This window comes from Streptomyces sp. NPDC020807, from assembly GCF_040641575.1.
GTDB lineage: Bacteria > Actinomycetota > Actinomycetes > Streptomycetales > Streptomycetaceae > Streptomyces.
This window is the reverse complement of record NZ_JBFADU010000025.1, coordinates 73,027-91,762: the sequence shown is the minus strand read 5'-3', so window position 1 is coordinate 91,762 and position 18,736 is coordinate 73,027. Positions and strand designations below refer to the sequence as shown.

The 18,736-nt window shown below is 71.8% G+C and carries 17 protein-coding genes; 14 read left to right on the top strand and 3 right to left on the bottom strand.

The genetic code is table 11. From position 1 onward, the window contains the following. Positions 1-139 precede the first annotated feature (139 nt). Positions 140-1,276, bottom strand: a complete 1,137-nt coding sequence (gene rsgA / locus AB0G79_RS27815) for a ribosome small subunit-dependent GTPase A (RefSeq protein ID WP_360811090.1) — start codon at positions 1,274-1,276, stop codon at positions 140-142. 397 nt (positions 1,277-1,673) lie between these two features. Between rsgA and AB0G79_RS27810 the strand changes: the two genes are divergently transcribed. Genes AB0G79_RS27810 through AB0G79_RS27800 form a run of 3 tightly spaced genes read left to right on the top strand, consistent with a single transcriptional unit; the run spans position 1,674 to position 4,983 of the window. Then, positions 1,674-2,351: an ABC transporter ATP-binding protein gene (locus tag AB0G79_RS27810; RefSeq protein ID WP_360811088.1), complete on the top strand. Its 678-nt coding sequence runs from the start codon at positions 1,674-1,676 to the stop codon at positions 2,349-2,351. After that, positions 2,348-4,564, top strand: coding sequence for a hypothetical protein (locus tag AB0G79_RS27805; RefSeq protein WP_360811086.1), 2,217 nt, complete (start codon positions 2,348-2,350; stop codon positions 4,562-4,564). The genes AB0G79_RS27810 and AB0G79_RS27805 overlap by 4 nt, the downstream gene beginning before the upstream one ends. A 47-nt stretch (positions 4,565-4,611) precedes the next feature. Then, entirely contained in the window at positions 4,612-4,983 is a 372-nt protein-coding gene (locus tag AB0G79_RS27800) for a hypothetical protein (protein ID WP_360811084.1), read from the top strand. 108 nt (positions 4,984-5,091) lie between these two features. On the opposite strand, the gene AB0G79_RS27795 is transcribed toward AB0G79_RS27800, so the two are convergent. Beyond that, a complete protein-coding gene (locus AB0G79_RS27795) occupies positions 5,092-6,117 on the bottom strand; it encodes a YihY/virulence factor BrkB family protein (RefSeq protein ID WP_360811103.1) in 1,026 nt (341 codons plus the stop codon). A gap of 134 nt (positions 6,118-6,251) precedes the next feature. Between AB0G79_RS27795 and AB0G79_RS27790 the strand changes: the two genes are divergently transcribed. Both AB0G79_RS27790 and AB0G79_RS27785 read left to right on the top strand, forming a co-directional pair. After that, positions 6,252-7,880: an acyl-CoA dehydrogenase family protein gene (locus tag AB0G79_RS27790; RefSeq protein ID WP_360811082.1), complete on the top strand. Its 1,629-nt coding sequence runs from the start codon at positions 6,252-6,254 to the stop codon at positions 7,878-7,880. A gap of 317 nt (positions 7,881-8,197) precedes the next feature. Continuing rightward, positions 8,198-9,502, top strand: coding sequence for a GAF domain-containing protein (locus AB0G79_RS27785; RefSeq protein WP_360811079.1), 1,305 nt, complete (start codon positions 8,198-8,200; stop codon positions 9,500-9,502). Positions 9,503-9,583: 81 nt separating this feature from the next. Here the strand turns inward: AB0G79_RS27785 and AB0G79_RS27780 are convergent, their stop codons facing one another. Then, positions 9,584-10,681, bottom strand: coding sequence for a hypothetical protein (locus AB0G79_RS27780; RefSeq protein WP_360811077.1), 1,098 nt, complete (start codon positions 10,679-10,681; stop codon positions 9,584-9,586). A 267-nt stretch (positions 10,682-10,948) separates the two neighbouring features. Between AB0G79_RS27780 and AB0G79_RS27775 the strand changes: the two genes are divergently transcribed. The 9 genes from AB0G79_RS27775 (at position 10,949) to AB0G79_RS27735 (ending at position 18,720) form a co-directional block, all read left to right on the top strand. Continuing rightward, positions 10,949-11,518, top strand: coding sequence for a GNAT family N-acetyltransferase (locus tag AB0G79_RS27775; protein WP_360811075.1), 570 nt, complete (start codon positions 10,949-10,951; stop codon positions 11,516-11,518). Between the two features lie 142 nt (positions 11,519-11,660). Beyond that, the gene (locus AB0G79_RS27770; protein ID WP_312846743.1) at positions 11,661-11,744 is read left to right on the top strand and encodes a putative leader peptide; all 84 of its coding nucleotides are present in this window, start codon (positions 11,661-11,663) and stop codon (positions 11,742-11,744) included. Between the two features lie 126 nt (positions 11,745-11,870). Further along, a complete protein-coding gene (locus AB0G79_RS27765; protein ID WP_360811073.1) occupies positions 11,871-13,568 on the top strand; it encodes a nitrite/sulfite reductase in 1,698 nt (565 codons plus the stop codon). Continuing rightward, positions 13,565-13,744 carry a hypothetical protein gene (locus AB0G79_RS27760; RefSeq protein ID WP_360811071.1) on the top strand — a complete coding sequence of 60 codons (180 nt, stop codon included), beginning with the start codon at positions 13,565-13,567 and terminating at the stop codon, positions 13,742-13,744. The genes AB0G79_RS27765 and AB0G79_RS27760 overlap by 4 nt, the downstream gene beginning before the upstream one ends. Further along, positions 13,741-14,457 (top strand): phosphoadenylyl-sulfate reductase, encoded by a 717-nt coding sequence (locus AB0G79_RS27755; protein ID WP_360811069.1) that lies wholly within the window; start codon positions 13,741-13,743, stop codon positions 14,455-14,457. Before AB0G79_RS27760 ends, AB0G79_RS27755 begins: the two co-directional genes overlap by 4 nt. Further along, the gene (gene cysC / locus AB0G79_RS27750; protein ID WP_360811067.1) at positions 14,454-15,080 is read left to right on the top strand and encodes an adenylyl-sulfate kinase; all 627 of its coding nucleotides are present in this window, start codon (positions 14,454-14,456) and stop codon (positions 15,078-15,080) included. The genes AB0G79_RS27755 and cysC overlap by 4 nt, the downstream gene beginning before the upstream one ends. After that, a complete protein-coding gene (gene cysD, locus AB0G79_RS27745) occupies positions 15,077-16,012 on the top strand; it encodes a sulfate adenylyltransferase subunit CysD (RefSeq protein WP_360811065.1) in 936 nt (311 codons plus the stop codon). The genes cysC and cysD overlap by 4 nt, the downstream gene beginning before the upstream one ends. Further along, positions 16,012-17,358, top strand: a complete 1,347-nt coding sequence (locus AB0G79_RS27740) for a GTP-binding protein (RefSeq protein WP_360811063.1) — start codon at positions 16,012-16,014, stop codon at positions 17,356-17,358. The genes cysD and AB0G79_RS27740 overlap by 1 nt, the downstream gene beginning before the upstream one ends. Positions 17,359-17,592: 234 nt before the next feature. Then, positions 17,593-18,720 carry an aliphatic sulfonate ABC transporter substrate-binding protein gene (locus AB0G79_RS27735; protein WP_360811061.1) on the top strand — a complete coding sequence of 376 codons (1,128 nt, stop codon included), beginning with the start codon at positions 17,593-17,595 and terminating at the stop codon, positions 18,718-18,720. Positions 18,721-18,736: the final 16 nt, after the last annotated feature.

Genomic DNA, 18,736 nt, shown 5'->3' with positions numbered 1-18,736 from the left:
CGGGGCCCCTCCCCCCCCTGGTGTGGGGTTGGGGGGGCGGGCGGGGGGGGGTTTTGGGCACCCCGTCCCCGCGGTGGGGACCGGGCCGGGGGCGACGGGGCGGCGGACGACGAGGCTCCGCGGGTCCGCGGACCCGCGGCTACTGGAGCCGCCCGCTCCTCTTGAACTCCTGGGACGCCCGGCCGCCCGCGCCCATCCGCTTCCACTCCTTCAGCATCTCGGAGCGCACGCGGGCGTCGGTCTTGGCGACGATCCGCCGGTTCTCGCGGACCAGCTTGCGGTAGCTCTCCAGGCGGCGCACGGGCAGCGTGCCGTCCTCGATCGCCGCCGTGACGGCACAGCCCGGCTCGGACTCGTGGGCGCAGTCGTGGAAGCGGCACTCCCCCGCCAGCTCCTCGATCTCCGAGAAGACCTGGCCGACGCCGGCCTCGGCGTCCCAGAGCCCGACCCCGCGCAGCCCCGGGGTGTCGATGAGGACGCCCCCGCCCGGGAGGACGAAGAGGTTGCGGGTGGTCGTGGTGTGGCGGCCCTTGCCGTCGACGTCACGGGCCGCCTGGACGGCCATGACGTCCTCGCCGACGAGGACGTTGGCGAGGGTCGACTTGCCGGCGCCGGAGACGCCGAGCAGCGCGGTCGTACCGCCCGCGATCGTCGCCATGAGCACGTCGAGACCCTCGCCGGTGGTCGAGCTGACGGGCAGCACCGGGACGCCGGGGGCGACCGTCTCGACGTCCTCGACGAGGTAGGAGAGTCCCACCGGGTCGGGCACGAGGTCGGCCTTGCTGAGCACGACGGTCGGCTGCGCGCCGGACTCCCACGCCAGGGCGAGGAAGCGCTCGATCCGGCCGAGGTCGAGCTCGACGGCGAGCGAGACCGCGATGACGGCGTGGTCGACGTTGGCGGCGAGGATCTGCCCCTCGGACCGCTTGGACGAGGTCGACCGCACGAAGGCGGTCCGCCGGGGCAGGTACGCCCGGACGTAGCGGGGGTCGGACGCGCCCTCGGGATCGACGGCGGCCCAGTCGCCCGTGCAGACGACCCGCAGCGGGTCGTGCGGCGTCACGAACGCCGTGTCGGCGCGGACGGTCCCGTCGGCGGTGGCGACGTCACACTGGCCCCGGTCGACCCGGACGACCCGGCCGGGGAGCAGTCCCTGGGCGGCGTACGGAGCGAACTCGGCCTCCCAGCCGGAGTCCCAGCCGAGGGCGTCGAGGGAGGGAGAGGACGAAGAAGTGGTGGTGGTTGCGGTGGTGACGGGGGAAAGCGAGAAAGACAAGGGGGACCCTTCGAAGGGCGGCCCCGGCGGCGCGCTCCGAGCGCGCGGTGCGTATGGGTGTCAGCCGGAGGCCACAGAGGTGGGAACGATGAACTCCTGAACGCGGGCAGAGCCCGTCACCGTGACAGTCATCACTGTCCTCACCTCCTGTGTCGTCTCGACGTACCGACCCCGTCCCTCTCGGGGACGGACGAACAGCACCGTAGCCACACCCCGGTGGCGGCGCCACCGATTAAAACCGGAGCACAGATCCGCTACCGAAAGGATCCAGCCACTTTTGCCGACCATGTCGGCACGAGTGATCCACCTCACCTAGCCTCACTCCGGCAACATCCGCATCAGGCGTACGCAGTCGGCATGCGCCCCGTGCGCGTTCTCGGGGGGAGGCACATCACCGATGGGGCTCACGCTGGACGTGGCAGGCCTGACGTGTTCGTTCGGCGGACGGGCCGTATGGGAGGACCTGTCGCTGGCAGCGGCCGCCGGGGAGTCGGTCGCCGTGACCGGTCCGAGCGGCAGCGGCAAGAGCACCCTGCTCTCGTGCCTCGCCGGCCTGCTGAAGCCCGAGGCGGGATCCATACGGGTGTGCGGCACCGACCCCGGCGCCCTGCGCCCTTCCAAAGCCGCCGCATGGCGGCTGAAAACCATCGGCTTCGTGTACCAGTTCGGCGAGCTCCTCCCCGAACTGACCGCCATCGAGAATGCCGCTCTCCCCCTCCTCATCGGCGGAAGCACCCGCGCAGAAGCGTACGGAACCGCCGAAACCCTCCTCGCCGACCTCAAGGTCGGCCATGTCGCCGACTCCCCGGCCGGCACTCTCTCCGGCGGCGAACGTCAACGCATCGCCCTCGCCCGCGCGCTCGCCACCCGCCCTCCGGTGATCCTCGCGGACGAACCCACCGGGGCGCTGGACGAAACCACCACTGCAGAGGTCTGCGACCTGCTCTTCAGCCTCCCCCGCCGCTACGGCTGCACCCTGCTGCTCGTCACCCACAACCCCTACGTCGCGAGCCAGGCCGATCACGAGCTCCACCTCACGGGTGGCCGCCTGCGACCCGCGGCGGCAGGCGCGTGAGCAACACCCGCCGCACACACCTCGCCCAACTCCTCGCCATCGGCCGCCGCACCGCCGGCACGGCCCACGACCCCCGTGCGCGGCTCCACGCCGCGGCCCTCGCCCTGGCCGCCGCGGCCGCCACCCTCCTGATCTGGGGCCTGATCGCCAACCACGCGGTGTTCGAGGCCCGGGACACCCGCACGGCCGGGCGCACACCGCTGTTCACCGAGGCCGGGAAGAGTTCGCCGCTCCGCTGGATCCAGCAGGCCGACCAGTGGAACCAGCGTCAGTTCTCGGTGATCGCGGTCGACCCGCTGGTGCCGGACGCCCCGCTGCCGCCCGGACTGCCACGCTGGCCGGAGCCAGGAGAGGCCTTCGTGTCGCCGGCGCTGCTGGACGCCATGCCCGCCGCCGAGAACCGTTACGGCCGCCTCGCCGGGACGGTCGCCCCCCAGGGCCTGGCCGATCCGGGCGAGTTCTTCGTCTACCGCAGGCCCGCGGTCCCCGTTCCACCCGACGGCAAGGGCGATTCCACCAGTGGCGTGAGCGGCTTCGGCTACCCGGGCCCCCTCCGTCCGGACTTCTTCGCGAGTCAGGGCACCGCTCGGGACGAGACCGATCTCCACTGGCTCTTCGGTCCGCTGCTCGCCCTCCCCGTCGGCGCCCTGCTGGTCATCGCCTTCCGGCTCGGTGCCCGCCGCCGCGACCAGCGGCTGACCGTGCTCCACGCCATGGGGGCCAGGCGGTCGACCCGCGCCTGGATCTCCGTCGGTGAGGCCGCCGGGCCGCTGGGCGCAGGAACCGCGGCAGCGGCACTGGCGCTGACCGTGGTCTCCCTCACCGGCATCACCCTCCCGGTGACGGGCTATCGGATCGCGGCAAGCGACCTCACCCCGACCGTCCCGGTCTTCCTGGTCTGCGCCGCAGCCGGCTGGGGCGTGCTCTGCACGCTCTTCGCCCTGCTCCATCTGCGGATTCGCCGGGTGCAGGGAAACCGGCCCCGTCCGCGCGGCGCCCAGGCGCCCGGCTGGCCCGCCTACGCCTTCGGTGGAGGGCTGGTACTCGCCTTCTGGGGTGCGACGCTCGGCAGCGACTTCGGCACCAAGATCTTTCAGCTGGGCACCGTGCTCACACTCGCCGGCTTCCCCTCCCTGCTGGGACGCGGAGCCGCGCTCGCGGGGGCCTGGGCCGGCGAACGGAGCAAGGGGGATGCCGCACGGCTGATCGGCACCCGGTGGGTGTCGGCACATCCGGCGGTGATCGCCCGTGCGGGCGCCGCGCTCGTCATCGTGCTCGGGCTGATGTCCCAGGCGCAGATCTTCATGAGCGCACTCGACGACGAGAGCCGCTCCGCGACGGCGCTCGCCCGATCGCTGGACGGACGGCTGGCCGACGTGAGGTCCCGCCCGCTCGATCCGGCATCCGCCGAGCGTTTCAGCGCGCGCCTCTCCCCCAAGGACCGGATCTTCCGCGTCGACGATCTGAGGAGCACCGCGTCCCCCGGGCTGGGCGGCTCCGTCGTCACGGCTTCCTGCCCCGACCTGGCCTTGCTGGGCCGACTGAGCACGTGCCCCGGCCCGACGCCCGTACCGCTCCAGACCGCCTTCGTCTCACCGACCCCACGCACCGAAGCCCTGCGGTGGATCGGAAACCGCGACATCGAGGTCCGCGCGGGAGCCGGGACCTCCGCTCCGGAACTGCTCCGGGGAGCAGCCCACTTCGCCGTGTTCGTCCATGACGGGGATCTGGACCGGGTGAAGGAGGCCGCCTACACCACTCTCGCGCTCCCCTCCGTCGACACACCGGGGGACTACCAGAGATCAGGCCCCGCGGCCATGTCCCGGATCTCCGACTGGGTGATGCTCGCGGCGTCGACGGGCTTCGCGCTGCTGCTGCTCACCGGGGCGATCGCGCTGCTCGGCACCTTCCTGGACCGCGCGGAGGAACTTCGGCCGCTGGCCGCTTTCACCTCCGGCCACGGCTTCCATCTGCGCGTCGCCTGGTGGGGAGTCGGCGCCCCGCTGGTACTCACCGTCGTACTGAGCACGGCGCTGGTCGCGATGCTGGCACTGTTCAATCTGGCTTTCATCTACTGGGGTGCCCAGCGTCCGCCGTTCACCATGCTCCACGCCGGGATCCTCGGCGCTCTCACGCTCTGCGCCGTCGGCACAGTGGCCGGTGCGCAGTTGTCCAGCCGCTTCACGCACCGATGGGTGCCGCGCGGCGACTGATCTCGACCCGCGCGGCCGCGCGGGTCGGCGAAAGAGGGAGAATTTCCGTGAAACGCACGAAGATGCGCCTCACCTCGGCTGCGATCGGTGCGACCATCGCGCTGTCGGGGGCCACCACGGCCTCGGCCTACTCGTACTTCGTCATCTACCACGGCAACGACTACTCGATAACGTACGGCGGCAACACCGGCCGCGCGGCCATATCTGCCTGCGACAACGAACTCGACGGCAACGAGGCCTACGCGCTCTACGTCCGCAAATCCGACTCCTACAACTCCCCGCGCAGAGTCGAGGACGGCACCGGTGCCGACGGGGTGTGCGTGGACTCCGGCTCCAGCGACTCCAACTACATCACCAATGCCAAGACCTGCGAGAACATCGCGTTCTACCCGGACGCCTGCTCCCCCTGGCGCTTCTGACCGGACCGGCCGGCGGTCATCTCGGGCACTCGGCCGAGGTGACCGCCGGCCGGAAGGTCCACCGCCCCCCGGGGGCCCCTCAGCCCTGACGGAGGCGCGCCCCGCGCGTCACTCCTTCTCCCAGCCCGAGTGGATCCGGGACTTCACGTCGTCCGGGGGCAGGAACTTCGACCAGCGCTCGGGGAACTCCGACGGCATGTCGGGGTCGTCCTCGTCCACGTCCTCCGCCTCCGCGCGCACGCGGGCGACGAGTTCGGCGGCCTGGACGGCGCGGGCGCGTTCGTTGGCCTCGCGGGCCGCGGCGGTGGCGACGGAGGGCCAGACGCGGTCGATGGCCGCGTTCACGGCGGCGCCGACGAGGACGGCGAAGGCCGAGATGCCGATCCAGAGGAGGACGGCGATGGGGGCGGCGAGGGAGCCGTAGATCGTCGGGCCCTCGACCTGGCTGGTGAGGTAGATCCGCAGCAGGAAGCTGCCGAGGACCCACATGCCGAGCGCGACGAGCGCGCCGGGGATGTCCTCGATCCACGGCGATCTGACGGGGACCGACACGTGGTAGAGGGTGGTGAGGAAGGCGATGGAGAGGAGCGTGACGACCGGCCAGTAGAGGACGGCGACGACCTCCGTGCCCCAGGGGACGAGGGCGACGACCCGGTCGGGGCCGACGACCGCGAGGGGGAGCACGACGGCGCCGATGAGCAGCGCGACGATGTAGAGGAGCAGGGCGAGGAGCCGGGTCTTGACGATGCCGCGGTGCCCGTCGAGCCCGTACATGACGGTGATGGTGTCGATGAAGACGTTCACCGCGCGCGAGCCCGACCAGAGGGCGATGGCGAAGCCGAGGGAGATCAGCTCGGGGCGTTTGCCCTGCGTGATGTCGTCGAGGAGCGGCTCGGCGATCTCGCGGACGCCCCGGTCGGAGAGGACCGTGCCGGCCGCGTGGAGGATGTTCTCGCGGATGCTGGAGACCGTGTCGGTGTTGGTCCAGTCGTCGGCGTACCCGAGGACGGCGATGAGGCCGAGGAGCAGGGGCGGCAGGGACAGCAGCGTGAAGAACGCGGCCTCGGCGGCGAGGCCGAGGATGCGGTACTCGATGCACGAGTTGACGGTGTCCTTGAGCAGGAGCCAGACCATCTTCCGCTTCGACACGTTGCGGTAGAGGACGCGCGCGCGGTGGAGTTTGCTCCAGGGCCGCGTCCCGCGCCTGTCGGACCGTTCGGGCCCGTCGGATGTTTCTCTTGCTGCCTGCACCTGCTTACCGTATCGGCATGGCACCGAGCACCCACACCGTGACCAACCAGGCTCCACCCCTGGTGGGATACGACGTCTACTCGTGCGACCTCACGCTGACGGAGGCGGTGGAGCGTCACCTCGCTCCCGAGCTCCTCGACGAGGCCCGGGACGAGCTGTCCCTGCTCGGGCGGGCGATGGGATCCGCGCAGGCCAGGGAGTGGGGGGAGCTGGCGAACGCGAACCCGCCGCGGCTGCGGACCCACGACCGGTACGGCCACCGGATCGACGAGGTCGACTTCCATCCGGCCTGGCACCGGCTGCTCGGCAAGTCGGTGGGCGCGGGGCTGACGGACGCCTGGGGCCGTCCGGGCGGGCACGTCCGGCGGGCCGCCGGGCTTCTGGTGGTGTCCCAGGCGGAGGCGGGGCACGTCTGCCCGGTGTCGATGACGCACGCGTCGGTGCCGACGCTCCGCGCCGAGCCGGAACTCGCGGAGGTGTGGGAGCCGGCGGCGACCTCGCACGTGTACGAGCGGGGGCTGCGGCCCGTCGCCGAGAAACCGGGGGCGCTGCTCGGGATGGCGCTGACGGAGAAGCAGGGCGGCAGCGACGTACGGGGGAACACGACGGAGGCGCGGCCGCTCGGTCCCGAGGGCGAGTACGCGCTCACCGGGCACAAGTGGTTCTGCTCGGCCCCCATGTCCGACGCCTTCCTCGTCCTCGCCCGGGCCCCGGGCGGGCTGACCTGTTTCCTGCTGCCCCGCGTGCTTCCCGACGGCTCGCGGAACGCGTTCGCCCTCCAGCGGCTCAAGGACAAGCTGGGCAACCGGTCCAACGCCTCCGCCGAGGTGGAGTTCGACGGGACGACCTGGGCGCGCCGGATCGGCGAGGAGGGGCGCGGGATCCGGACCGTCATCGACATGGTGGCGGCGACCCGGCTCGACTGTGTGCTGAGCTCGGCGGCGCTGATGCGGCAGGCGGTGGCGCAGGCCGTGCACCACTGCGCGTACCGGGAGGCGTTCGGGGGCGTGCTGATCGAGAAGCCGCTCATGCGGAACGTGCTGGCCGACCTGGCGGTCGAGTCCGAGGCCGCGACCGTTCTCGGGATGCGGCTGGCCGCGGCGTACGACTCCGACGAGCGCTCCCTTCTCCGTATCGCCGTTCCCATGGCGAAGTACTGGGTCACGAAGCGGTGCACCCCGGTCGTGGCGGAGGCCCTGGAGTGCCTCGGGGGCAACGGGTACGTCGAGGAGTCCGGGATGCCCCGGCTGCTGCGCGAGTCGCCGCTCAACTCGGTGTGGGAGGGCTCGGGGAACGTGCAGGCGCTGGACGTGCTGCGGGCACTGCGGACCGAACCGGGCGCGTTCGACGCGTTCCTGCGGGAGGTGGGGGCGGCCCGGGGCGCGGACCACCGGCTCGACAAGGCGATCCGCGGGCTCCTCGTCGAACTGGCCGACCTGGACGGCATGGAGGCGCGGGCCCGGCGGCTGGTGGAGCGGATGGCGCTCGTGCTCCAGGGTTCGCTGCTCGTGCGGTGGGCGCCGGCGGAGGTGGCGGACGCGTTCTGCGCGTCGCGGCTGGGCGGGGACGGGGGTTCGACGTTCGGAACCCTGCCGCACACGCTGGATTTGCGGGCGGTGGTGGAGCGGGCGCGGGTGGGGGTCTGACGGGCTCCTGCCCGGCCCTGACGGGTTCCCGCCTGCTGCGGAACCGCGTCTGACGTGGGGGCCGCGCGCACCAGGGGTGGACCCGGAAGGGTCGGCACGCGCGGAGAGCGGGGGTGGTGCTGCGCCGACACGGCACCACCCGCCGCTTCACACCACCTTCACGTACGCGCCCACCGCTCGCCAGAGTTGCAAAGGGTTGCAGGATTACCCGAACCGGGCCGCGCCGGGTGGCCGCGAACGGCACCATGGGCACCGACACTCCGGACATCTGCCCCGTGCAGAACCGATACAGCACCACGGGTGGCTGGGAGAGACCGATGAAGAACACGCAGCTCGACATGGCGAGGCTGGCCGCCATGGACGCCGTGCAGGCCACCCGCCTGCTGCACCGCGTCCGCGACGAGACCCTCGCGGGCCGTACGCCCCCGATCGCGCCCCGCGCCGTGATCGACGCGTCCTGGCAGCGGATGGCCCGGCTCGGCCTCGACCCGGACCGGGGCACGAGCAGCGTGCTGCTCCATCGCGACGAGCTGGAGCACCGTCGCAGGAGCACCCTCCTCGCCGAGGTGATGCAGACCCTCAGCGGCGGTCTCGCCGGCATCGCCGACACCTCACGCCAGATCATGGTGGTCACCGACGAGCACGGACGGGTCCTGTGGCGGCAGGGGAACCCGGCCGTGATGCGCCGCGCCAACGACATCTGCCTGGAGGAGGGCGCGGCCTGGACCGAGCACACGACCGGGACGAACGCGGTCGGCACGGCGCTCGCGATGGGGCGGGCGGTGCAGGTCCACTCCGCCGAGCACTACGTGCACGCCCTGCACAACTGGACGTGCGCCGCCGCGCCCGTCCACGACCCGCGCGACCAGCGGGTCCTGGGCATCCTCGACGTCAGCGGCCCGGCCTCCAGCTTCCATCCGGCGATGCTGCCGCTCGTCGCCTCGGTCGCGCAGCTCGCCGAGGCGGAGATGCGCGAGCGGCACCGGCGGTCGGTCGAGCGGCTGCGCTCGGTGGCGGCGCCGATCCTGTGCCGGGTGGGCGGGCGGGCGGTGGCCGTCGACACGCACGGCTGGACGGCGGCGGTGACCGGGCTCGCGCCGGTGGACCGGATCGCGCTCCCCAAGTCCGTACGGGCCGGGCGGATGTGGCTGCCGTCGCTCGGGCAGTGCGCGGTGGAGCCGCTGCCGGGCGGCTGGCTGCTCCGGGTCGAGGAGGAGAACGCGCCCGCGGAGTCCGGGGCGGACGCGGCGAGCCGCGTGGTCCTCGACCTGAGCCGGGCGCGCCGCGCGTCGGTGTCCGTCTCCGGCGCGGCGGGGAGCTGGCAGCAGGAGCTGAGCCCCCGGCACGCGGAGCTCCTCTACGTCCTGGCGCTGCACCGGGGCGGTCGGACGGCGGCGGAGCTCGCGGACGACGTGTTCGGGGACCGGTCGAAGACGGTGACCGTCAGGGCCGAGATGTCCCGGGTGCGGCGGAACCTCGCCGGGGTCCTGGCGCACCGCCCGTACCGCTTCCGGGAGGAGGTGGCGGTGGAGGTGCTCCGGCCCGAGCACCCGGGCGACCTGCTGCCCCATTCCGTCGCACCGGCGGTACGGGCCGCGCGCACACCCGCCGCCGGCCAGTAGCCCGCCTCAGGACGCGAGAACCCGGGCCCCCTCAGGAGGCGGGAACCCGCGCCACCTCAGGAGGCGGGAACCCGGCTCCCCTCAGGAGGCGAGCCTCTGGAAGAGCGCGCCGATCCGCTTCTGGTCCGCGACCAGCGGCAGGGTGTCGAAGGACAGCTCCCACTCCCCGCCGGGCCCGAAGCGCTCCACGATCCCGAAGGGGATGCCGGTACGGGTCCCGGCGCCGTCGGCGACGGAGGCGGTGCCGTGCCACTCGACGTAGGTCGTGCTCGTGCCGACGGCGACCTGTCCGGGCTTGAGGCGGAGGTCGGCGGTGGCGAAGAGGCGCTCCAGGTAGGCGCGCTTGCCCGCCTCGGTGGCGAGGGGTGCGGCCAGCCCGGGGCCCGTGAGCCGGGCGCCCCCGGCCCGTACGAGGAGGGCGTCGGCGTCCTCTCCGTTCCAGGCGGCGAGCCGCTCGGGCAGTTCGCCGGCGCGGGGGCTCCCCGGCAGCGGGGGCGCGGCCGCCTCCGGTTCGGCGTCGCGCGGGCGCGTCGCGTCCGCGACGCCCGCGAAGAGCGGGGCGGGGGCGAGCTCGGGCACGGTGTCCTGGAAGAGGACGGCCCGGTCGTAGTAGCGGCGGGCCTGGAGGGTGCGGCCCTCGTCGCCGAGGACGTTCCTGGCGATCTGCGGGTAGGCGATCGTGCGGCCCTTGAGGGTGACCTCGTTCCACTGCCCGAACATCACCGTGCTGCCGTCGGCGACGACGTCCGTGCCCCGGTAGCGGAGGCCGGGCACGAGGGCCAGGGAGCCCGTGATGGAGGTGCCGATGGCGGTGCGGCCGCGCTGCGGCGCGCCGCCGGCCTCCCAGAGGGTGGCCTCGGGGTCGAAGATGTCCAGGTAGGCCCTGACGCGGGGGTGGGTGAGGTCGCCGGGTGCGGGCGGGGTGCCGGTCGGCAGCTCGCCGAAGGCGATCTGCCGCTCCATGAAGGCGCAGGCGTTCGGGGTGATCCGGCCTTCGAGCCGCTCGACCTTCCCGCGGGCCTGCGGGCAGTCGGATCCGGCGACCGTGGCGGCCCCGCCCGGCAGCGCCTCGGCGGCCGTCACGGTGACGGCCGCCGTCCCCGCCGTCCCCGCCGCGACCGCCGCCGCCATCGCCGTCGCCATCGCGACGCCCACCCGTCCACGCCGGCTCGTCCCCATGTCGTACCCCTCGCGTCGTCCACCGTCGGGGGCGGCCCTGCGCCGGCCCCGGTCCGATGGGATCAATCTGCCGGGAGGGCGGGACGGGGTCGATTACCTCGGAGGTCATGGGAGCACCTCGGAGGTAATGGGAGCACCTCGGAGGTCGGGGCCGCCTCCTGCCTCTCTTCCTGTCCACGGATTCACAGGATGTCCGCATGGCGGACACCCTGTCCGCCAGGACCGAACAGGGTAGGAATCCGGCGCTCCGCATGATGCGATGAGCACATGAGCATCACTCTCACGACCTGGTCCCTCGAACAGACGGCGCCGACCGATCTCCGCCCCTCCCGCACCCCGGAGGGCGACGGCCTCGCCATCACCCGCGCCGAGGTGCCCTCGGCCGAGTTCAGCCGCTTCCTCTACACGGCGGTCGGCGGCGACATCCGCTGGAACGACCGCCTGGGGCTCACGTACAAGGAGTGGCAGGCGATCGTCGAGAAGCCGGGCGCCGAGATCTGGGTCGCGTACGACCGCGGGACGCCGGCCGGGTACGTGGAGCTCGACCCGCAGGACGACGGTGTCGTCGAGATCGTCTACTTCGGTCTGATCGCCGCCTTCCGCGGGCGCGGCATCGGCGGACACCTGCTGACCGAGGGAGTGCGGCGCGCCTGGGACCTGGCGGACCGCTGGCCGGGGCGCGAGGAGACGAAGCGCGTGTGGCTGCACACCTGCTCGCTCGACGGCCCGCACGCGATGGCGAACTACGAGCGGCGCGGTTTCCGGCTCTACGACACCAAGGTGGAGGAAGTGGCCGAGTCGGAGAACCCGGGTCCGTGGCCGGGCGCTTACGCCTGATCCGTACGAAACACCACGAAGGGGCCCCCGACGGGGCCCCTTTCGCGTGACCCAGGACACAGCATCTCATCAAACGAGACAGGTACGTCCAAATGTTGGACAATGCTGGACTGGGTCCAAAGTCCCGTGACACGCTTCCGTCATGTCTGGAACTGGAACTGCCTTGGTGAGTCGGCGGCACGTCGACCTCGGCCGCATGTCCAGCGCCATCTGTCCGGCGCGCTGACAGCTTCAGCACCGCCGCGATCACTCTTCTGCCCGACCCTGCTGCGCACTGACGCGCCACCCTCTGACCTGCGCGCGAGTGTGCAGGTCAGAGCCGCCCTCTCGCAGTCCCGAAGGACGAAACGCCATGGCCGCCACCCCGGAAAACCCCACTCCCGCCGCCGCCCGCCGCAAGGCCGGGCGTCACCGTGGCGAGGGTCAGTGGGCCGTGGGGCACTTCACCCCGCTGAACGGCAATGAGCAGTTCAAGAAGGACGACGACGGTCTCAACGTACGGACACGTATTGAGACGGTCTACTCGAAGCGCGGTTTCGACTCCATCGACCCCAACGACCTGCGCGGGCGCATGCGCTGGTGGGGCCTCTACACCCAGCGCAAGCAGGGTCTCGACGGCACCAAGACGGGCGTCCTGGAGCCGGAGGAGCTGGACGACGAGTACTTCATGCTCCGCGTCCGCATCGACGGCGGCCGGCTGACGACCGAGCAGCTGCGCGTCATCGGCGAGATCTCCGAGGAGTTCGCCCGCGGCACCGCCGACATCACGGACCGGCAGAACGTCCAGTACCACTGGATCCGCATCGAGGACGTCCCGGAGATCTGGAACCGCCTGGAGGCGGTCGGCCTGTCGACCACCGAGGCCTGCGGTGACACCCCGCGCGTCGTCCTCGGCTCGCCGGTGGCCGGGATCGCCGAGGACGAGATCATCGACGGCACGCCCGCCATCGACGAGATCTACCGCCGGATCGTCGGCAACAAGGACTTCTCCAACCTGCCCCGCAAGTTCAAGTCCGCGATCTCCGGCTCGCCGCTGCTCGACGTGGCGCACGAGATCAACGACATCGCCTTCGTCGGCGTGAACCACCCGGAGCACGGGCCCGGCTTCGACCTCTGGGTCGGCGGCGGCCTGTCCACCAACCCCAAGCTCGGCGTCCGCCTCGGCGCCTGGGTCCCGCTCGACGAGGTCCCGGACGTCTACGAGGGCGTCATCTCGATCTTCCGCGACTACGGCTACCGCCGGCTGCGCAACCGCGCCCGCCTGAAGTTCCTCGTCGCCGACTGGGGCCCGGAGAAGTTCCGCAAGGTCCTGGAGGACGAGTACCTCAAGCGCGCGCTCGTCGACGGCCCCGCCCCGGAGCAGCCCTCGGGCCAGTGGCGCGACCACGTCGGCGTGCACCGCCAGAAGGACGGCCGGTTCTACGTCGGCTTCGCGCCGCGCGTCGGCCGCGTCGACGGCGCCACGCTGACGAAGATCGCCGAGATCGCCGAGGCACACGGCTCGGGCCGCGTCCGCACCACCGCCGAGCAGAAGATGCTCGTCCTCGACATCGAGGAGGCGCAGGTCGAGTCGCTCACCTCCGCCCTGGAGGCGATGGACCTGCGGGTCACCCCGTCGCCGTTCCGGCGCGGCACGATGGCCTGCACCGGCATCGAGTTCTGCAAGCTCGCGATCGTCGAGACGAAGGGCCGCGGCTCGTCGCTCATCGACGAACTGGAGCGGCGCATCCCGGAGTTCGACGAGCCGCTGACGATCAACATCAACGGCTGCCCGAACGCCTGCGCCCGCATCCAGGTCGCGGACATCGGCCTCAAGGGCCAGCTGGTCCTGGACGACGAGGGCAACCGCGTCGAGGGCTACCAGGTGCACCTGGGCGGCGCGCTCGGCCTCGAGGCCGGTTTCGGCCGCAAGGTCCGCGGCCTCAAGGTCACCGCGGCCGAGCTCCCCGACTACGTCGAGCGGGTCCTCAAGCGCTTCCAGGCGGAGCGCGAGGACGGCGAGCGCTTCGCCACCTGGACCGCCCGCGCCTCCGAGGAGGCCCTGTCGTGAGCGAGCGTGCGGCCCCGTTCTTCTGCCCCTACTGCGGGGACGAGGACCTCCGGCCCGGCGAACAGGGTCACGGCGCGTGGGAATGCGCCGCGTGCAGCCGAGCCTTCCAGTTGAAGTTCCTGGGGCTGCTCGCCCCGGGGACTTCCGGCAACACCACTGGAGGGGATCAGATATGACGACGACTCAGGTCAGTCAGGACGCGACCGCGGCCGACCTCAAGGCACTCGCCGAGCAGGCCGGCCGTGATCTGGAGGACGCCTCCGCCCTGGAGATCATCCGATGGGCCGTGGACACCTTCGGCGACCGCTTCTGCGTCACCTCCTCCATGGAGGACGCGGTCGTGGCCCACCTCGCCTCGCGGGTGCGGCCCGGCGTGGACGTCGTCTTCCTCGACACGGGCTACCACTTCGAGGAGACCATCGGCACCCGCGACGCCGTCGACGCCGTCATGGACGTCAACGTCATCACGCTGACCCCACGCCAGACCGTGGCCGAGCAGGACGCCGAGTACGGCCCCAGGCTGCACGACCGCGACCCCGACCTGTGCTGCGCGCTGCGCAAGGTCAAGCCGCTCGAGGACGGCCTGACCGCGTACGGCGCGTGGGCGACGGGCCTGCGCCGCGACGAGTCCCCGACCCGGGCGAACACCCCGGTCGTCGGCTGGGACGAGAAGCGCGGGAAGGTCAAGGTCTCCCCGATCGCCCGCTGGACCCAGGACGACGTGGACGCGTACGTCATGGAGCACGGCGTCCTCACCAACCCGCTCCTGATGGACGGTTACGCCTCCGTCGGCTGCGCGCCCTGCACCCGCCGCGTCCTGGAGGGCGAGGACGCCCGCGCCGGACGCTGGGCGGGGCGGGCCAAGACCGAATGCGGGCTGCACGGATGACGGACCATCACCCCTCCGGCCATCACCCCGCCGGCCGGCAGCCCGCCGACCGTCAGCCGACGGATCATCAGACATCTCAGGAGAATGACGTGACCGGTGCCACCATCTGGCTGACCGGCCTGCCGAGCGCCGGGAAGACCACCATCGCGTACGAGCTGGCCGGCCGCCTCCGCGAGGAGGGCCACCGCGTCGAGATCCTCGACGGCGACGAGATCCGCGAGTTCCTCTCGGCGGGCCTCGGCTTCAGCCGCGAGGACCGCCACACCAACGTGCAGCGCATCGGCTTCGTCGCCGAGCTGCTCGCCTCGCACGGCGTCAAGGTCCTGGTCCCCGTCATCGCCCCGTACGCCGACAGCCGCGAGGCGGTCCGCAAGCGGCACGCGGCCGAGGGCACCGCCTTCGTCGAGGTGCACGTGGCGACCCCGGTCGAGGTCTGCTCGGTCCGTGACGTCAAGGGCCTCTACGCCAAGCAGGCGGCCGGCGAGATCTCCGGCCTGACCGGCGTCGACGACCCGTACGAGGCCCCGGAGACGCCCGATCTGCGGATCGAGTCCCAGGACCAGACCGTGCAGGAGTCCGCGGCGCAGCTGCACGCGCTGCTCACCGAGAGGGGTCTGCTGTGACCACCGTTGCCCACGCCCACGACACCACGGACAGCCCGTTCGCGCTGTCGCACCTCGACTCCCTGGAGTCCGAGGCCGTCCACATCTTCCGTGAGGTGGCGGGCGAGTTCGAGCGGCCGGTGATCCTGTTCTCCGGCGGCAAGGACTCCATCGTCATGCTGCACCTGGCGCTGAAGGCCTTCGCCCCCGCGCCGGTCCCCTTCACGCTCCTCCACGTCGACACCGGGCACAACTTCCCCGAGGTCCTCGCCTACCGCGACCGCGTCGTGGCCGAGCACGGGCTGCGACTGCACGTCGCCTCCGTGCAGGAGTACATCGACGCCGGGAAGCTGCGCGAGCGTCCGGACGGGACCCGCAACCCGCTCCAGACCGTGCCGCTGACCGAGGCGATCCAGCAGCACCGCTTCGACGCCGTCTTCGGCGGCGGCCGCCGCGACGAGGAGAAGGCCCGCGCCAAGGAGCGCGTCTTCTCCCTGCGCGACGAGTTCTCGCAGTGGGACCCGCGCCGCCAGCGCCCCGAGCTGTGGCAGCTCTACAACGGCCGCCACGCGCCCGGCGAGCACGTCCGCGTCTTCCCGCTCTCCAACTGGACCGAGCTGGACGTCTGGCAGTACATCGCCCGCGAGGGCATCGAGCTGCCGGAGATCTACTTCGCCCACGAGCGCGAGGTCTTCGCCCGCAACGGCATGTGGCTGACCGCCGGCGAGTGGGGCGGCCCGAAGGAGACCGAGACGGTCGAGAAGCGGCTCATCCGCTACCGCACCGTCGGCGACATGTCCTGCACCGGCGCCGTCGACTCCGACGCGACCACGCTGGACGCCGTCATCGCCGAGATCGCCGCCTCCCGCCTCACCGAGCGGGGCGCCACCCGCGCCGACGACAAGATGTCCGAGGCCGCGATGGAAGACCGCAAGCGCGAAGGGTACTTCTAATGAGCACGTCCACCGAGCAGTTCGCCGACGTCTCGGCCACCACCCTGCTGCGTTTCGCCACCGCCGGCTCCGTCGACGACGGCAAGTCCACCCTGGTGGGCCGCCTGCTGCACGACTCCAAGTCGGTCCTCACCGACCAGCTGGAGGCCGTGGAGGCCGCGTCGCTCAAGCGCGGCCAGGAGGCGCCCGACCTGGCGCTGCTCACCGACGGCCTGCGGGCCGAGCGCGAGCAGGGCATCACGATCGACGTGGCGTACCGCTACTTCGCGACCGCCCGCCGCCGCTTCATCCTCGCCGACACCCCCGGGCACGTGCAGTACACCCGGAACATGGTCACCGGCGCCTCGACGGCCGAGCTGGCCGTGGTCCTCGTCGACGCCCGCAACGGCGTCGTCGAGCAGACCCGCCGGCACGCCGCCGTCGCCGCCCTGCTCCGCGTCCCGCACGTGGTCCTGGCCGTGAACAAGATGGACCTCGTCGACTACGCCGAGCCCGTCTTCGCCGCGATCGCCGAGGAGTTCACGACGTACGCCTCCGAGCTGGGCGTCCCGGAGATCACCGCGATCCCGATCTCGGCGCTCGCCGGCGACAACGTCGTGGAGCCGTCCGCGCACATGGACTGGTACGGCGGCCCGACCGTCCTGGAGCACCTGGAGACCGTCCCGGTCAGCCACGACCTGACGGCCTGCCACGCGCGGTTCCCCGTGCAGTACGTGATCCGCCCGCAGACCGCCGAGCACCCGGACTACCGGGGATACGCGGGCCAGATCGCGGCCGGCGCGTTCCGGGTCGGCGAGCAGGTCACCGTCCTGCCCTCGGGGAGGACGTCCACGATCAGCGGGATCGACGCGCTCGGCGAGTCCGTGGACATCGCCTGGGCCCCGCAGTCGGTGACGATCCGCCTCGCCGACGACATCGACATCTCCCGCGGCGACCTGATCGCCCCGGTGGGCGACGCCCCGGCGACCAGCCAGGACGTCGAGGCGACGGTCTGCCACGTGGCCGACCAGCCGCTCGCCGTCGGCCAGCGGGTGCTGCTCAAGCACACGACCCGCACGGTCAAGGCGATCGTCAAGGACATCCCGTCGCGGCTGACCCTGGACGACCTGTCCCAGCACCCGAACCCCGGGCAGCTCGTCGCCAACGACATCGGCCGGGTCGTCGTGCGCACCGCCGAGCCGCTCGCGCTCGACGCGTACGCGGACTCCCGCCGTACCGGTTCGTTCCTGCTGATCGACCCGGCGGACGGCACCACGCTCGCGGCCGGCATGGCGGGCGAGTCCTTCGCCACCGCCAAGGCCGTCACCGCGGACGACTCGACGGAAGAAGAAGGGTGGGACTTCTGAGATGAGCCGAAACATCTACGCCACCTTCGCGAAGGAGGGCGGCCGGGTGGGCTCCGGTGCCCTCGGCGCGGGCATGGGAGGTGTCGCGCGATGTGCGTGCTGACCTCGACGCACCGCGTGAGCGGTGCGAAACCGCACCACCCGCACCACCGGAGCCAGGGCATCCACCCGCTCCACCGCGAACGACATAGACGCAGACTTCGCTGAGAAGTCGAACCGAGGGGAAAACTTCCCGTGCCTGCCACGCCCCGTACCACCCTGCGCCGCTCCATCGCCGCCGCCGCAGCCCTCCCGCTGCTGATCGGCGCGCTCGCCTCGTGCGGCTACGGCTCCGAGGCCAAGAACGACGAGAACGCCGACGCGAAGAAGAACGTGGCCGCCGAGGGCGCCAAGAAGCTCTCCGCCGACACCGTACGGCTCGGGTACTTCCCCAACCTGACGCACGCCACCGCGCTGGTCGGCGACCAGGAAGGCATCATCCAGAAGGAGTTGGGCGGCACGAAGCTCGTGCCCACCACCTTCAACGCGGGCCCGTCCGAGATCGAGGCGCTGAACGCCGGCTCCATCGACATCGGCTTCATCGGCCCCTCGCCGTCCATCAACGGCTACGTGAAGACCAAGGGCAGCAACCTCCGCATCGTCGGCGGCGCCGCCTCCGGTGGCGTGAAGCTCGTGGTGAACCCGGCGAAGATCAAGACCGTGGACGACCTCAAGGGCAAGAAGATCGCCACCCCGCAGCTCGGCAACACGCAGGACGTGGCCTTCCTCAACTGGATCTCCGAGAAGGGCTGGAAGGTCGACGCCCAGAGCGGCAAGGGCGACGTCTCCGTGGTCCGCACGGACAACAAGGTCACCCCGAACGCGTACGCCTCCGGCGCGATCGACGGTGCCTGGGTGCCGGAGCCGACCGCGTCGAAGCTGGTCTCCGACGGGGCGAAGGTCCTCCTCGACGAGTCCGACCTGTGGCCGGACAAGAAGTTCGTCATCACCAACATCATCGTGTCGCAGAAGTTCCTGAAGGAGCACCCGGACGTCGTCGAGGCGTTCCTGCGCGGGTCGGTGAAGACCAACGAGTGGATCAACGCCAACCAGGACAAGGCGAAGGCCTCGGCCAACGCCAAGCTGAAGGACCTGTCGGGCAAGGCGCTCGGCGCCAAGGTGATCGACGCCGCCTGGCCGTCCATCCAGTTCACCAACGACCCGCTGGCGGCCACCCTCCAGGCCCAGGCCGATCACGCGGTGAAGGCCGGTCTCCTCAAGGAGCCCGAGCTCGGCGGCATCTACGACCTGAAGCCGCTGAACAAGGTCCTGAAGGCCGCGGGTCAGCCCGAGGTCTCCGACGCCGGTCTCGGCGCGAAGTAACCCGTCCGCAGCTCAA

What these genes read in the sequence shown, in the direction of transcription:
- cysC (WP_360811067.1), top strand. Translation starts at nt 14,454, where the DNA reads ATGACGGACCATCACCCCTCCGGCCATCACCCCGCCGGCCGGCAGCCC.
- AB0G79_RS27780 (WP_360811077.1), bottom strand. Translation starts at nt 10,681, where the DNA reads ATGGGGACGAGCCGGCGTGGACGGGTGGGCGTCGCGATGGCGACGGCG.
- AB0G79_RS27740 (WP_360811063.1), top strand. Translation starts at nt 16,012, where the DNA reads ATGAGCACGTCCACCGAGCAGTTCGCCGACGTCTCGGCCACCACCCTG.
- AB0G79_RS27790 (WP_360811082.1), top strand. Translation starts at nt 6,252, where the DNA reads ATGGCACCGAGCACCCACACCGTGACCAACCAGGCTCCACCCCTGGTG.
- AB0G79_RS27770 (WP_312846743.1), top strand. Translation starts at nt 11,661, where the DNA reads ATGTCTGGAACTGGAACTGCCTTGGTGAGTCGGCGGCACGTCGACCTC.
- AB0G79_RS27765 (WP_360811073.1), top strand. Translation starts at nt 11,871, where the DNA reads ATGGCCGCCACCCCGGAAAACCCCACTCCCGCCGCCGCCCGCCGCAAG.
- AB0G79_RS27785 (WP_360811079.1), top strand. Translation starts at nt 8,198, where the DNA reads ATGAAGAACACGCAGCTCGACATGGCGAGGCTGGCCGCCATGGACGCC.
- AB0G79_RS27810 (WP_360811088.1), top strand. Translation starts at nt 1,674, where the DNA reads ATGGGGCTCACGCTGGACGTGGCAGGCCTGACGTGTTCGTTCGGCGGA.
- AB0G79_RS27795 (WP_360811103.1), bottom strand. Translation starts at nt 6,117, where the DNA reads ATGGTCTGGCTCCTGCTCAAGGACACCGTCAACTCGTGCATCGAGTAC.
- AB0G79_RS27755 (WP_360811069.1), top strand. Translation starts at nt 13,741, where the DNA reads ATGACGACGACTCAGGTCAGTCAGGACGCGACCGCGGCCGACCTCAAG.
- AB0G79_RS27775 (WP_360811075.1), top strand. Translation starts at nt 10,949, where the DNA reads ATGAGCATCACTCTCACGACCTGGTCCCTCGAACAGACGGCGCCGACC.